General features: G+C 71.8%; 13 protein-coding genes. 3 read left to right on the forward strand and 10 right to left on the reverse strand.

Annotated features, from left to right (window positions below):
• Positions 1-21 precede the first annotated feature (21 nt).
• Positions 22-978, forward strand: coding sequence for a zinc-binding dehydrogenase (locus tag RM788_RS13950; protein ID WP_315932066.1), 957 nt, complete (start codon positions 22-24; stop codon positions 976-978).
• A gap of 152 nt (positions 979-1,130) precedes the next feature.
• Here RM788_RS13950 and RM788_RS13955 read toward each other — a convergent pair whose 3' ends face one another.
• From RM788_RS13955 to RM788_RS13965, 3 genes are all read right to left on the reverse strand, one after another.
• Entirely contained in the window at positions 1,131-1,835 is a 705-nt protein-coding gene (locus RM788_RS13955) for an anti-sigma factor family protein (RefSeq protein ID WP_315932067.1), read from the reverse strand.
• A complete protein-coding gene (locus RM788_RS13960; protein WP_315932068.1) occupies positions 1,832-2,383 on the reverse strand; it encodes a sigma-70 family RNA polymerase sigma factor in 552 nt (183 codons plus the stop codon). The genes RM788_RS13955 and RM788_RS13960 overlap by 4 nt, the downstream gene beginning before the upstream one ends.
• Positions 2,384-2,461: 78 nt before the next feature.
• Entirely contained in the window at positions 2,462-3,460 is a 999-nt protein-coding gene (locus tag RM788_RS13965; RefSeq protein WP_315932069.1) for a DUF1996 domain-containing protein, read from the reverse strand.
• On the opposite strand from RM788_RS13965, the gene RM788_RS13970 reads away from it, so the two are divergent.
• Complete coding sequence (locus RM788_RS13970; protein WP_315932070.1) at positions 3,459-3,908, forward strand: VOC family protein; 450 nt, start codon at positions 3,459-3,461, stop codon at positions 3,906-3,908. The two genes, RM788_RS13965 and RM788_RS13970, sit on opposite strands and share 2 nt — an antisense overlap.
• Positions 3,909-4,157: 249 nt before the next feature.
• On the opposite strand, the gene RM788_RS13975 is transcribed toward RM788_RS13970, so the two are convergent.
• Together RM788_RS13975 and RM788_RS13980 are read right to left on the reverse strand one after the other, a co-directional pair.
• Positions 4,158-4,742, reverse strand: a complete 585-nt coding sequence (locus RM788_RS13975) for an anti-sigma factor (protein WP_315932071.1) — start codon at positions 4,740-4,742, stop codon at positions 4,158-4,160.
• Complete coding sequence (locus RM788_RS13980) at positions 4,732-4,917, reverse strand: hypothetical protein (protein ID WP_315932072.1); 186 nt, start codon at positions 4,915-4,917, stop codon at positions 4,732-4,734. The genes RM788_RS13975 and RM788_RS13980 overlap by 11 nt, the downstream gene beginning before the upstream one ends.
• 156 nt (positions 4,918-5,073) lie before the next feature.
• Between RM788_RS13980 and RM788_RS13985 the strand changes: the two genes are divergently transcribed.
• Positions 5,074-5,997 carry a LacI family DNA-binding transcriptional regulator gene (locus tag RM788_RS13985; protein WP_315932073.1) on the forward strand — a complete coding sequence of 308 codons (924 nt, stop codon included), beginning with the start codon at positions 5,074-5,076 and terminating at the stop codon, positions 5,995-5,997.
• A gap of 3 nt (positions 5,998-6,000) precedes the next feature.
• Here RM788_RS13985 and RM788_RS13990 read toward each other — a convergent pair whose 3' ends face one another.
• From RM788_RS13990 to RM788_RS14010, 5 genes are all read right to left on the reverse strand, one after another.
• Complete coding sequence (locus tag RM788_RS13990) at positions 6,001-7,902, reverse strand: LamG domain-containing protein (RefSeq protein ID WP_315932074.1); 1,902 nt, start codon at positions 7,900-7,902, stop codon at positions 6,001-6,003.
• Positions 7,903-8,011: 109 nt separating this feature from the next.
• Positions 8,012-8,647, reverse strand: coding sequence for a barstar family protein (locus tag RM788_RS13995; protein ID WP_315932075.1), 636 nt, complete (start codon positions 8,645-8,647; stop codon positions 8,012-8,014).
• Between the two features lie 153 nt (positions 8,648-8,800).
• Positions 8,801-10,561: an AMP-dependent synthetase/ligase gene (locus tag RM788_RS14000; RefSeq protein WP_315932076.1), complete on the reverse strand. Its 1,761-nt coding sequence runs from the start codon at positions 10,559-10,561 to the stop codon at positions 8,801-8,803.
• A gap of 11 nt (positions 10,562-10,572) precedes the next feature.
• A complete protein-coding gene (locus RM788_RS14005) occupies positions 10,573-12,801 on the reverse strand; it encodes a molybdopterin oxidoreductase family protein (protein ID WP_315932077.1) in 2,229 nt (742 codons plus the stop codon).
• Positions 12,802-12,813: 12 nt separating this feature from the next.
• Positions 12,814-13,548 carry a zinc-binding dehydrogenase gene (locus RM788_RS14010; protein ID WP_315932078.1) on the reverse strand — a complete coding sequence of 245 codons (735 nt, stop codon included), beginning with the start codon at positions 13,546-13,548 and terminating at the stop codon, positions 12,814-12,816.
• Between the last annotated feature and the right edge of the window lie 60 nt (positions 13,549-13,608).

Raw genomic sequence — 13,608 nt, forward strand, 5'->3', positions numbered from 1 at the left:
CGCCGAACCAGGGAGACGCCCGTGCACGCCATCCGCCAGCACACCTTCGGCCCCGCCGGGAACCTGCTCTTCGAGGAGGTCGACGACCCGACCCCCGGCACCGGCCAGGTGCGGATCGCCGTGTCCGCCGCCGGGGTGCACGTCCTCGACACGACGATCAGGTCCGGCGTGGGCCGGGGCCCCTTCCCCCTGCCCGCCCTCCCCATGACCCCTGGACGCGAGGTGGCCGGGGTGGTCACCGCGCTCGGCGAGGGCGCGGAAGCCGGCTGGCTCGGCCGTCGGGTCGTGGCCCACCTCGGCCAGGCGAGCGGCGGGTACGCGGAGTCGGCCGTGGCGAACGCGTCCGCGCTGCACGCCCTGCCCGACCACGTGTCCGACGACGTGGCGGTCGCGATGATCGGGACCGGGCGGACCGCGATGGGCGTGTTCGAGGGCGCCGCCATCCGACCGGACGACACGGTGCTGGTGCTGGCCGCGGCGGGCGGCATCGGGGCGCTGGCCGTGCAGGAGGCGCGTGCCGTCGGGGCGCGGGTGGTGGGCGCGGCGGGCGGCGCGGCGAAGGTGGAACTGGTGGCGGGTCTGGGCGCCGATGTCGCCGTCGACTACTCGGAACCCGGTTGGGACAAGGGGATCGAGGGCGTCACCGTCGTGCTGGACGCCGTCGGCGGAACGCTCGGGCGGACCGCGTTCGAACTGCTCGTGCCCGGCGGCAGGCTGGTCCTGTTCGGCTGGGCGCTGGGCACCGAGCCGACGAAGTTCACCGGCGACGACCTGTTCGCCCGCAGCCTCTCGGCGTCCGTCGTCCTCGGGCCGACCATGCTCCGGCGGCTGCGCGAGTTCGAGGAGAGGTCGCTGGCCGCGGCGGCGTCCGGCAGGCTCACGCCGGTCACCTCGACGTTCCCGCTGGCCGAGGCGGCGAAGGCCCACCGGGCGCTGGAGAACCGGGAGACCGTGGGGAAGGTCGTGCTGAAGCCGTGAGACGCGGTGTCGCGCCCCGTCCCCCCTGCGGAGACGGCGCGCGACACCGAGCCCCCGCGCCGAAGCGCGGATACCGCACGAACCGCACCCCCTGCGGAAGCGGCGCGCACGTGGTCCGTGCCCGGTGTCACCACCCGGCACGACGGCCGGACCTAGACCGGTACCGTGACGAACTTCTTGCCGTCGAAGTTCACGACCTCGACCGCTGCCACGTCGTCCGGGGCTATCAGAGCCGAACCGTCGAGGTTCGTGCCCTCGCTCTCCCCGGTCTTGGACACCAGCCAGCTCCCAATCTCCTCGCGGTGGCCGTCCTTGGCCACGACGAACAACCGGCACTTCTCGTTCTGCGGGATCCCACCGATGGCCGCGTTGACCCGCACCCATCCCGCTGCGGGTTTGACCTGGACGGACATCACGGCGCCGGTGTCGGGGTCGGTGAACGACGACACCTTGGTGCCCGCGGGCGGGTTGGCCGTCGAGGTGACGGGCGCGGGCAGTGCTTCCTCCTGCGGGGCCGTGCTGCGGCCGACGACGACGCCGCTGCCGAGGACGACCGCGATGACGACGGCCGCGGCCGCGCCGAGCGCGAACTGCCTGCGGCGGACGGCGCCGCCGCGTTCGGTGCGCATCTGCCGGAGCGTGCGCTGGAGCAGGAGGTCACCGCCCTCGGGCGGACCGTCGAGGAGCGCTTCCGGTGGGACGTCACCGAGCGACGCCTCCACGGCGCGGAGGTCGTCCAGTTCGGCCCGGCATTCGGGGCAGGTGGAGAGGTGGTCCTCCACGGCCCGCACCTCCTGCTCGTCGAGGGCTCCCAGCACGTAGGCGCCAAGCAGTTGTTGGTCGTGCCGCGTGGTCATCCGGCCACCCCCTTCAAGGCCACCTGTTGTCCGGCGAACGTTTCGCGCAGCGCGCGCAACGCGTAGTGCGATCGGGACTTCACCGTGCCCGGCGGCACGCCGAGGGCTTCGGCCGCCTCCGTCACGCTGCGCCCGTTGAAGTAGATCTCGCGCAGGACGTCGCGGTGGTCGGAGGAGAGCTGGTCGAGGGCTTCGAGCACGACGACCGAGTTCACCACCGAGTCCGCGTGGTCGCGCTGGATCGGGGGCGTCGTGGGCGACTCGGCGACCTCCTGGGGCCGTGCCGCCTTCGCCCTGATCCGGTCGGTCACGATGTTGCGCGTCACGGTGAGCAGCCAGCCGCGCACCGAACCCTTGCCGTTGACGAGCGCGTCGGGGTGGCGCCAGGCTCGGAGGAGGGTCTCCTGGACCACGTCCTCGGCAGCCGCCCGGTCGCCGGTCAACCGCGTCGCGTAGGCAAGCAGAGCCCGACCGTGCTCTTCGTAGAGCGATCGGATCAGCGCCTCGTCGGCCGCGGCCTCCCGTTTGCGGGACCACAGTGCCGCCATCCACCCACTCCTCTCATCAACTGATTACCGCACAAACGGCCCCAGGGCCGATCCGGTTCACGAACCGGCCAACAATTTTCAGCCGCAGGCACGGCCCTCGTTGAGACAGGCCGCCACCTGGGCCATCAGCGCCGCGGGGAACGCGTTGACGAACATCGCGTGGTCCGTGATCGGGTCGCGGTGCTCGTCGGGGAAGCTGTCGACCGCGAACGGCCTGCCCTCGGGCACGTCGTAGGTCACCACCAGGCGCAGCGCGGGAACGGGGAACGTCGCCTTCGGGCACACGCCGTCCGCGGAGGCGAAGGCGACGTGGTCGCGGTGCGACGCGCTGTCCGCGTTGCGACCGTCCCAGCAGTTCGGGAAGTCGAACGTGCGGACCACCTTGCTGCCCGCCGGGCAGCGCGGGTACTTCATCGTCGTGCGCCCCTCGAACCCGGTGCAGCCCCACTTGGCGTTGGCGTTCAGGCCGTCGCTCGTCGCGGCGGACGGGTTGCCGGTGATCATCCGCAGGAACCGGGGCATCGGCACGACCGCGCTGGTCGGACTGCCGCCGAACACGACGGCCACCGAATCCGGCGGCAGCACCTCACCGGTGTTGCCGTGCACCCCTCCGCCTTCCGCGTGGTCGTCGTGCCCCACCACGTCGGTCAGCCGCAGCACCGGCCAGAAGTAGGCGGACAGGTCACCGCCCGCACACGTGCTCACCGCCGCGGCCAGGCTCTCCGACGTCGAGAACGCGTCCGTCGACAGGTTCCCCACGTACTCGTGCGTGTGGTGCGCCCCGAACCGCACACCCGGCGAGATGACCGCGTTGTCCGCGTTGAGGTGCCGCTCCTCGTTGCGCCCGCAGACCGACGTGAACGACCCGGTCGAGGCATCCGGCCCCAGCGCCACGGCGCCCGCCGACACCCGAACCCGCTCGATCCCGATGAACTGCCCTTCTTCCGCCGTCGTGCAGGCCGCCAGGAAGACCACGACCGCCAGCACCACCGTCCGGAACACGGCGACAGCCAACCAGCCCGCCACGTTGACGCGTCGACTACCCCCTCCACCGAACTTCGGCGAAGCTCTCCCCATGACCCCCACCTCAGCGGCCGAGACCCCCGACATCCCCCGCTTCCACCTCGCGGTCCCGGTCACCGACCTGGCCGCCGCCAGGACTTTCTACGGAACCGTCATCGGCTGCCCGGAGGGCCGGTCGAGCGACCGCTGGATCGACTGGAACCTCTACGGCCACCAGTTCGTCACCCACCTGGTCGACCGACCACCCCCCAGTGAAGCGCACAACCCCGTCGACGGCCACGACGTCCCCGTCCCCCACTTCGGCGTCCTGCTCACCGTCGACGCGTTCCACGAACTCGAGGACCGCCTGGTCGCGGCGGGCACCGAGTTCGCGATCGAGCCCTACCTCCGCTTCGCGGGCCAACCCGGCGAACAGTGGACCATGTTCTTCCGCGACCCCTCGGGCAACGCCATCGAGATCAAGGCCTTCGCCAACGACGACCAGGTCTTCGCGACGAGCTAGAACAGCCAAAGCAACCGGAACGACACCGAGCAGCGCTCGTCCTGCCGTTGGACCGCCCACCGAGCAGCGCTCGACCGCCCGTGCGGCCGGCTTGACTTGGGGTTTTCGGGCCTGCAATTCGTCGGCGGGCATCCCTACCACCTGCCCTTTTAGCCCGACTAGGCCCAAAAAGGGGCCTCAAGTCAAGCCGGCCGCAGCCGGAGACCGTGAATCCGATACCAGGTTTCGAGCCGCTGCAAAGCGATCCCCCTACCCCCTCGCTCGAACCAAAACCCGCCCATCCACCGTCTCAACGCTCACGGACCCCACATCCCCCACCGCCACCAACGCCGCCCCGTCCAACGTCACCCCTTCCCCGCCTTCCCGGTCCGCGGCCACCCAACTCCCCGCCACGAACCTCCCCCCTGCCACGTCGGTGACCACCAACCGGCACCGACTCCCCGCCGCCACACCCCCGACGTTCACCCTCAGCCTTGACCACCCCTCGGCAGGCGTGATCACAGCCGTCAGACTGGCCCCACCCGTGGCCCCGCTGACCACGACGTCACCCGACCCGGCGGTCAACTCACGCCCGATCACCACCCCGCCCGCGAGCGCCGCCGCCAGCAGGCTCGTCGACAGCACCACCGCGAGCCCCTGCCGCCGCCTGCCGTCCCGCGCCTTCTCCTGCCGCACCCGGCCGAGAGTGCGCTGCAACAACAACTCCCCGCCCTCCGGCGGCCCGTCGAGAGCGGCTTCGGGCGGCAGGTCGAACGGCGGTTCCAGGTGCATCGTCGTCTCGTTCAGCTCGGACTCCTGTGGTGGCCACGGCGGAACGCGCACGTCAGCGGACATGATCCGCGGCGGATGTCGATCCCCCGTCGCCCTCCGGCGCGACCGGCGCCGGGGTGTCGCGGACGGCTTCCGCACGGCTCGCGGCGGAACACGGCCCCTTCAGCGCGGCGGCGGCCCATTCCGAGGCGGCGCGGGCACCCGGCGCGGAGGCGGTCGGGACGCGGCTCGTGCGCATGAGTGGCTCTCCTAGACGTTCGGGACGTCCCGCGGTTCCGCGTGACCTGCAACTGGGAAACGAGCCGCCCCCGGAATCGGTTCAACGGCACCCCAATCACGAGCAATCGTCACAATTACGGTTGGATCAACACCCGTGACGATCACCATCCGCGATGTGGCACGCAAAGCGCACGTGTCGGTAGCGACGGTGTCGCGCGCACTGTCCTCGCCCGACCTCGTGCGGCCCGACACCCGATCACGCGTGCTGACCGCCGCCACCGAACTCGGCTACCACCCCAACCGCGCCGCTCGCGGCCTCATCACCGGCAAGACCGGCAACCTCGGCATCGTCGTGCCGGACCTCGACAACCCGTTCTTCACCGGTGTCCTCAAGGCCGTGCAGAAGCGGGCCGCCCAGTCCGACTACGCGGTGTTCGTCGCGAACAGCGACGAGAACCCGACGGCCGAGGCGAAGCTCGTGCAGGCCATGGCCAAGCAGGTCGACGGCCTCGTGCTGTGCTCCCCCGGCCTCACCGACGAGCAGATCACCGCCACCGCCGGCAGCACCGCCCTCGTCCTGCTCGACCACGAACTCGCGGGCGTCCCCAGCACCGTGATGGACCGGCGCGGCGGCACCAACCAGGTCTTCGCCCACCTGGCCGCTCTCGGCCACCGCCGCGTCGCCGTCCTCAACGGGACCGGCCCGTCCGTCGAACCCCTGGACGTGGTGAACCTCGGACCGTTCGCACCGCGCTACGAGGGCGGTCTCCAGGCGGCCGACCTCGCGCTGGCCGCCGATGTCACCGCGATCATGGCGCACAACGACGTCATGGCGCTCGGCGTGCTCGCCAGGCTCCGCGACCGCGGGGTGTCCGTGCCGGACGACGTGAGCGTCACCGGTTTCGACAACCTGACCTACGCGTCGCTGTCCACACCGGCGCTGACGACAGTCCGGATGCCGCTCTCCACAGCGGGGCGGACGGCGGTCGCGATGCTGCTCGAACGGCTCGACTTCCCGTGCGGCGAGGTCCCGCACGTGGTGCTGCCGACGCAGATCATCATCCGCGGGACGACGGCGCCGCCGCCGGGGAAGCGGTAGGCCTCAGCCGACCGGCACCGCGGCCTGGAAGATCCGCAGGTCGTCGACGTCGCCCAACCAGTTGGGCCCCGATCCGCCGCGGCCGACGGACAGCACACCGTCGGAGTTCCAGCCGCGCACACCGGTGGCGGCGGGCTGGGGCGCGCCATCGACGTGCAGGACGAGGGTCTCCGCCGTCGCGTCGTGGACCGCGGTGAGGTGGGTCCAGACGCCCGGTACGGCGTCCGAGGCGGACTGCGACCGCCACCGGGTGGAACCGTCCTCGGCGGGCACCTCGGCGCTCCAGCGGTACCCGTCGTAGCGCAGGACGAACGGGTCGGCGCCGGAGGGTCCGCGCTGCGCCAGGACCGTCCGCGCCGTTCCCGCCTCGGCCAGTCGAACCCACACGTCGACCGTGAACGACTGGTCGGTGTTGAGCACCGGATCGGCGCTCTCCGCGTACCCGACGCCGTCGAAGTGCCTGCCGCGGCCGTTGACGTTCGAGTCCACACCGGTGGTCAGCGCCAGGTCGTGGGCGAAACTGCTGCTGTCGTAGGCGTTCCGGCCGCCCCACTCCTGGAAGTCCCAGTCGCCGACCTTGGAGACGGCGTTCGGGTCGGTCCGCCCCGAGACCTCCGAGGCGGTCAACGGACGCGGCCACACACCGATGTCGTGCAGCTCCCCCACCCACGGGGAGGACGCCGCACCGTCGACCAGTTCCCGCGCGATCCAGAGCTGCCCGGCGGCGTCGAACGTCGAGGCGGCCACCGCGGTGGTGCCCTGGAGCGCGCCGTTCACGTGGAGGCGGACGGTTCCGGTGGTCCGGTCGTAGATGCCGGTCAGGTGCGTCCACACACCGGCGGCCGCGCCGCCGTCGGACACCGCGGTCGCCCGGACGGGAACGGCGGTGTCGGATTCCGCGACGTCGAACGCCCACTTCCGCTGCGCGGCCCGGTACCCGAGGCGGAACGCAGAGGTGTGCGCGCCCTGCTGGCTGATCACCACGTGGTCCGCGGTGGCGTCCGCGAGCCGGACCCAGCCCATGACGGTGAAGCTCGCGGCGGTGTCGAGCACGTGATCGGCCGTCGCGGTGGCCGTGCCGTCGAAACCGACGGCGGGCAGTCCACCGCGCAGCAGGCCCGGCAGGTCGCGGTCCACGCCCGCCACGGCCAGGTCGTGGGTGCCGAGCGCGTCGGTCTCCGCGGGGCCGTCGTAGAACCAGCGGGAGAGCTGGTTCGCCGGTGACACGACACCGAACTGGTACACCGTGCGCGCGGGCAGTCCGGCCCGGTCGACCGCGTCGACGTACAGGGTTTTCGCGCCACCCGAGGTCGGCGCCCAGTCGACGGAGGCGGGCGCGCCCGTGGCCGGTGCGGGGAGCACGGTCGACGGCGGGTCGGTGAACCCCCAGCGGTACTCCACGACATCGGCGGAACTCGAGAAGGTGAACGTGTCGGTGACACCGACTCCACCGCACCCCTCGGGAGCGCAGCCGGACGGCAGGTAGACACCCGCGGACACGGTGGGCGCGGCGGGTGACGTGAGGTCGACGGTGAAGCCGCACCACGCCGACGGGGGTCCGCCCGCCGTGACGCGGACCGCGTAGCGGCCCTCGGGCAGGGCGTCGGTCGCGGTGACCTGGGCGACCGTGCCCTCCGGGTGGTTCGTGAGCACCCGGCTCACCACGGCGGGGTCGTGGCCACCGTCGGCGAGGACCCCGGTCCACTCGAACACGACCGTCGACGAGTCGGCCAGGAAGCGGAACGTCGGCGTGCCGGTCGGGGTGAAGACCTCGGCGGCGCAGGACTTCCCGTCGACCGTCGGATCCGGCTCCGCGGCGTGCGCGGCCGGTGCGGCGAGCAGGCTCGCCGCGGTGAGCGCGGTGAGGCAGGCGGAGGAGAGCGTGCGGAAACCACGAGCGTGCAAGTAGAGCCCCCCGGTACTGGCGCGCGTCCCCCGACTGCGCGATCACGTTTTCGTGCAGAGCCGAGCATGCCGGGCCCGGTCCGTCCTCACCATGTGACCTGAGGCACAGCTACTCGAAGCGGACGGTGAACCTGGCGTCGCGGTCGGCCACGGAGGTCAGGACCGAGCGGATGCGGTCGAACGCCTCGGAGCCCAGCAGGCGCCTGCTGGTGGCGGAGGCGCGCCAGACGAGTTCGACGGGGCGGCTGAGGTCGGAGGAGAGGCGGCGCCACAGGGCTTCGAGGGTGGCGGTGTAGTGGGGGCCGAAGTTCAGGCGGTGCGAGAGGAGGTCGTGCAGGTCGCCCTCGGTCCTGATGGTGGTGCCGTCGACCAGCACCGTGGTGCTGCCCACTTCGACCCAGGAACGGGCCAGTTCGGTGCGGACGTCAGTGGCCAGCTGGCGCAGTTCGCGCCATTCCGACGCTTCCGCGAGCGCCTCTTCCGTCCACAGTGGAGCGGAACTCTCCGTCATGGCGTCGACGTGGGCGCCGACCAGTTCGATGAGGTTGAGCTCGTGGCGGAGCAGGAGCTTGTCGTGCCACCTGGCCTGGGCGGTGACGACGGCGTCGTCGAGTTCGAGCAGGAGTTCGTCCACGCCCACCCCGGCGTCGCGCAGGTAGCGGACCTGGTGCAGGGGGTCGGCGGCGACGGTGTCGAGCACGGCGAGGATCCAGCGGCGGAAACTCGCGAGGTCGTCTTCGGACATCTCAGCAACTCCGACCGGGGGCGTTCGGGCGCGGACCTCCGGGACGGATGTGCGTCCACGAAGGACACTCGGTCAAACTCACTCGTACGAGTTAACTCCCCCGTGTCGGCACCGCGGTGAGCGGGGTGCGGTGCCGACGCGGGGTGTGCGGGATCAGGTGTACAGCCCCTGGTAGAGGTCCTCGTGCACCGAGTGGATGACCTTGCGCTTCACCTTCAGGGTCGGGGTGAGCTCACCGTCCTCCTGGGACAGGTCGCGGTCGAGGATGCTGAACCTCTTGATCTGCGAGTCCTTGACGAAGTGGGCGTTGGCGTCGTCCACCAGGCCCTGCACCAGTTCCACGACCGTCGGGTGGGCGACGAGTTCGGCGTAGGTGCCCGCGATGCCCTGCTGCTCGGCCCAGGGCACGATCTCCTCGGCGTCGAGGGTGATCAGGGCGACGAGGTAGGGGCGGCGGTCGCCGAAGACGACCGCGTGGGAGATCCAGCGGGACTGGCGCAGCTGGTTCTCGACGTTGGCGGGGGCGATGTTCTTGCCGCCCGCGGTGATGATGATGTCCTTCTTGCGGCCGGTGATCGTCACGAAGCCGTCCTCGTCGATCACACCAAGGTCGCCGGTGTGCAGCCAGCCGTCCTGGAGCACCTCGGCGGTGGCCTCGGGGTTGCGCCAGTAGCCCGCGAACAGGTGCGGTCCGTTCATCAGGATCTCGCCGTCCTCGGCGATCCGGACGTCCAGGCCGCCGACGCCGAACGCGCCGACCGAACCGATCCGGAACTTGCCCAGCGTGTTCGTGGTGCCCACGCCGGTGGACTCGCTCATGCCGTAGCCCTCCAGCACCGGCACGCCCGCGGCGAGGAAGAAGTTCAGCACCTCGGGTGAGATGGGTGCCGCGCCGGACAGCGCCTGGCGGAGCCTGCCGCCGAACACGCCGCGCACGCGGGCGAACACGGCGTCGACCTGCGTGAAAGCGGCTTCCAGCTCCGGCGGCACGGGCTGGCCCGCGGCGGTCAGGGCGCGGTGCTTGAGGCCAACGCCGACGGCCTGCTGGAGCTGCTCGGCGGGGATGCCCGCGGTGGCGATGGTGTAGATCTTCTCGAAGATCCGCGGCACGGACGGCAGGAACGTCGGCTTGACCTCGGCCAGCTCCGGCACGATCCGCTTCGCGTCGCCGCCGAAGTACGCCAGCGTCGCCCCCATGTACAGCGCGCTGAACTGGGTGATCTGCGCGAACACGTGCGCCAGCGGCAGGAACAGGTACACCGTGTCGTCGGCGACGACGTAGGACAGCTCCTCGGTGAGGTGGCACATCGCCAGCCAGTTGCGGTGGGTCAGCACGCAGCCCTTGGGCGGCCCGGTCGTGCCCGAGGTGTAGATGATCACGCTCGGGTCGTCCGGCGAGAGGCCCGCGCGGCGCGACTCCAGCTCCTCGCCGGCCGGGTTGGCCCGACCCTCCTCGGCCAGGTCGGCGGTGGTGCGGTGCTCGGAGTCGGCGTCGACCACCAGCACCTCGCGCAGGTCCGGCAGCGCGGCGAGGTCGATCTTCCCGGCCTGGGCGGCGTTCTCGGCGACGAGCAGCACCGCGCCGGAGTTCTCGATGATGTACGCGCACTCCTCCGGGGAGCTGCTCGCGTAGATCGGCACGACGATGCCGCCCGCGGCGAGCACCGCCAGCCCGGCGATCGACCACTCGTAGCGGGTCTCGGCCAGCACGGCGACCCGGTCGCCGACCCGGACACCGGCGTGCGCGAAGCCCGCGGCCAGCTCCCCCACCGCCTCCGCGACCTCGGTGAACGTCTTCTGCTGCCAGGCGCCGTGCTCGCGGTAGCGCCAGGCGACCCGGTCCTGGTGGACCTGTGCGGCGACGAACGGGAGGTCCGAGACGACGCGCGCGGAACCGACCGTGGGGACGGACATGGGCTCTCCTCTTAATCTGCGGCGGGGCTGACGTGCACGCGAACCCCGTTGAGCACGGCGGTTCCGGACAGCGGGTCGATCCTGAGGTCGTCGGTGAGCAGGTTGACGTTCACGCCCGCGTGGGCGCTCGCCACGGACGTGCGGGTGCCCGGCCGGTCGTGGCCCCACCCGTGGGGCAGGCTCACCACGCCGGACGCGATGTCGTCGGTGACCTCCACGGTGGCCTCGACCTTGCCGACCCGCGAGGACACCTGCGCCACGCCGCCGCCGGTCAGGCCGAGGCGCAGGGCGTCGGCGGTGTTGACCAGCAGCGTGCACGTCGGTTTGCCCTTCACCAGCGCGGGCACGTTGTGCATCCAGGAGTTGTTGGAGCGCAAGTGCCTGCGCCCGACCAGGAGCAGGTCGTCGGGGCGGTCGCGCAGCGCGTCGAGCACGCGCGGGATGTCCGCGGCGATCGGGTCGGGGCACAGCTCGACCTTGCCGGACGGGGTGCGCAGGACCTCCGGGATCCGCGGTTCCAGCGCGCCGAGGTCGACGCCGTGCGGGTTGGCCAGGAGCTTCGCCATGGACAGCCCGTCGGGGACGGCGCCGAACCAGTCGCCGTAGGACCCGGTGCGCAGCTTGAGGTCCAGCAGCCGTTCCTCCCGCGTGCCCTCCACGAGCGCGGACCGCAACTCCTCGACCGTGCGGCCGTGCAGCGGGCTCTTGGGGTGTTCGACGAGCTTGGCCAGCGCGGTGTCGAGCTGCTCGGCGGCCATGGCGTCGAGGTCGGTGTCCGGGTCGAGGCCGCCGAGGACCGCGGCGAGCCGCAGCAGGATGTCCGCCTCCGGCATCGCCCCCTCGTCGAGCGGGATCACCGGCGGCGAGAACTTGGCGACGTTGCGGACGGCGAAGCCGAGGAACGCGATGTCGTAGTGCGGGCGCCTGCTCGGCGGCGGTGGCGGCAGGACGACGTCGGCGTGCCGGGTGGTCTCGTTGAGGTAGGGGTCGACCGACACCATGAAGTCCAGCGTCGACAGCGCCGCCTCGAGCCGCGCCGAGTTCGGCAGCGACAGGGCAGGGTTGCCCGCGATCGTGACGAACGCCCGCACCTGCCCCTCGCCGGGCGTCTCGATCTCGTCGGCCAGCGTCACGGCCGGGAACTCGCTCGCGACCTCGGGCAGGTCGCGGACCCGGCTGCGCCAGCGGCCGGTGGTGAACCCCTTGCCCGATCCCCTGCCCTTGGACAGGTGCGCGGGCAGCGGGAACATCGAGCCGCCCGGCCGGTCGAGGTTGCCGGTCAGCGCGTTCAGCACGTCCACCAGCCAGCTCGCGACGGTGCCGAAGTCCACCGTCGTGGTGCCGATCCGGCCGTACACGGCGGCGCGCTCGGCGGCGGCGAACCGGTGGGTCAGCGCGCGGATGGTGGCCGCGTCGATCCCGCACTTGTCCGCCACCGCCTCCGGCGTGAACGGCGCGACCAGCTCCCGCACCCCGTCCAGCCCGTTCACGTGCGGGGCCAGGTCGCCGAGGTCCACCAGGTCCGCGGCGAACAGCTCCTGCGCCATCGCCAGCAGCAGGAACACGTCCGTGCCCGGCGTGATCGGCACGTGCTGGTCGGCCGCCGCCGCGGTCCGGCTGCGCCGCGGGTCCACGACGACGAACGCGCCGCCGCGCGCCCGCAGCGCCTTGAGCCGCTTCGGCATGTCCGGCGCCGTCCACAGGCTGCCGTTGGACGTGTACGGGTCGGCGCCGAGCAGCAGCAGGAAGTCCGTGCGGTCGATGTCCGGCACCGGGATCGTGTACATCCCGCCGTACATCAGGCCCGACGACACGTGCTTGGGCATCTGGTCCACAGTGGACGCGGTGAACACGTTGCGCGAACCCAGCGCCCGGCGCAGCTCACCGGCGTACAGACCGCCCGCGAGCGAGTGCACCATCGGGTTGCCCAGGTACATCGCCACGGCGTCGCGGCCGTGCTCGGCCATGATCGCGGTCAGCCGCGACCGCACGACCTCGAACGCCTCGGCCCAGCTCACCGGCACGTGCACGCCGTCGCGCTTGACCAGCGGGGTCGTCAGCCGGTCCGGGTCGGCGTCGAGCTGACCGAGCGATGCGCCCTTCGGGCAGAGGAACCCGCCGCTGAACTCGTCGAGCCGGTCGCCGCGCACCCCGGTGATCCGGTCGTCGGTGATGGTCAGCTCGAGTCCGCAGGTCGCCTCGCAGAGCGGGCAGGTGGTGAGCGCGGTCCGGGTGGTCATGCTGGCCTTCCCCTATCGACGCGGATCGAACGCGCGCCTGGTGAGCGGGCCCGCTGCTGCGGAACCCGCCTCTGACAACGGGTACTCGTCGTCGACCGGCGGCCGCAAGCGACCGGCCGAGGTCAACCCCATCAGCTCACTGAGCGCTCCCGCCACCATCTCAGGTCTCGCGAGGCAGTCCCCCAGGCGGAACCCGATCACCGCCCGCGAACCCGCGATCGGCCCAACCGAATCCGCGAGGAACGACTCGCCATGCCCGACCAGCCTGCCGAACGGCGCAAGGACCTCCAACGACTGCCGGAACACCGCGCCGCCGACCGGGGACAGCACCACGTCCACCGGGTCACCACCGTTCACCGAGAGCAACCGAGCACGCAGACCCTCCGCGCCGGAGTCGACCACCGCGTCGGCACCCGCCGCGGTCGCCCACCCACGTCCTTCGGGGGTGCCCGCCGTCGCAACGACCTGCCCCGCCCCGAAGCTGCGCGCCAACTGGACGGCCAACAGGCCGACCGCGTCAGCCGCCCCGTGCACCACGACGGACTCGCCGGCCCGAACGTGGGCGCAGGTGCGGAGGAGGTGCCAGGCGATAACGCCCTCGCGGACGAGCACGAGCGCCTGCGCGTCGGTGATGTCCGCGGGCACCGGGAACACCAGCCGCTCGGCGCCCCTGACCAGCAGACCGACCACCCGACGACCATCACCGGCCACCCCGACGACATCACCGCCGGATCCGACGCGATCCACCCGAACCACCTCATGGCCCGACGACCGCAGCACACCACCCCGTGTCGCCCGCATCCCCAC

Origin of the sequence: Umezawaea sp. Da 62-37 (assembly GCF_032460545.1) — a bacterium.
In the GTDB taxonomy this organism is placed as follows: domain Bacteria; phylum Actinomycetota; class Actinomycetes; order Mycobacteriales; family Pseudonocardiaceae; genus Umezawaea.

What these genes read in the sequence shown, in the direction of transcription:
- RM788_RS13960 (WP_315932068.1), bottom strand. Translation starts at nt 2,383, where the DNA reads ATGGCGGCACTGTGGTCCCGCAAACGGGAGGCCGCGGCCGACGAGGCG.
- RM788_RS13955 (WP_315932067.1), bottom strand. Translation starts at nt 1,835, where the DNA reads ATGACCACGCGGCACGACCAACAACTGCTTGGCGCCTACGTGCTGGGA.
- RM788_RS13965 (WP_315932069.1), bottom strand. Translation starts at nt 3,460, where the DNA reads ATGGGGAGAGCTTCGCCGAAGTTCGGTGGAGGGGGTAGTCGACGCGTC.
- RM788_RS13970 (WP_315932070.1), top strand. Translation starts at nt 3,459, where the DNA reads ATGACCCCCACCTCAGCGGCCGAGACCCCCGACATCCCCCGCTTCCAC.
- RM788_RS13995 (WP_315932075.1), bottom strand. Translation starts at nt 8,647, where the DNA reads ATGTCCGAAGACGACCTCGCGAGTTTCCGCCGCTGGATCCTCGCCGTG.
- RM788_RS13980 (WP_315932072.1), bottom strand. Translation starts at nt 4,917, where the DNA reads ATGCGCACGAGCCGCGTCCCGACCGCCTCCGCGCCGGGTGCCCGCGCC.
- RM788_RS14000 (WP_315932076.1), bottom strand. Translation starts at nt 10,561, where the DNA reads ATGTCCGTCCCCACGGTCGGTTCCGCGCGCGTCGTCTCGGACCTCCCG.
- RM788_RS13975 (WP_315932071.1), bottom strand. Translation starts at nt 4,742, where the DNA reads ATGTCCGCTGACGTGCGCGTTCCGCCGTGGCCACCACAGGAGTCCGAG.
- RM788_RS14005 (WP_315932077.1), bottom strand. Translation starts at nt 12,801, where the DNA reads ATGACCACCCGGACCGCGCTCACCACCTGCCCGCTCTGCGAGGCGACC.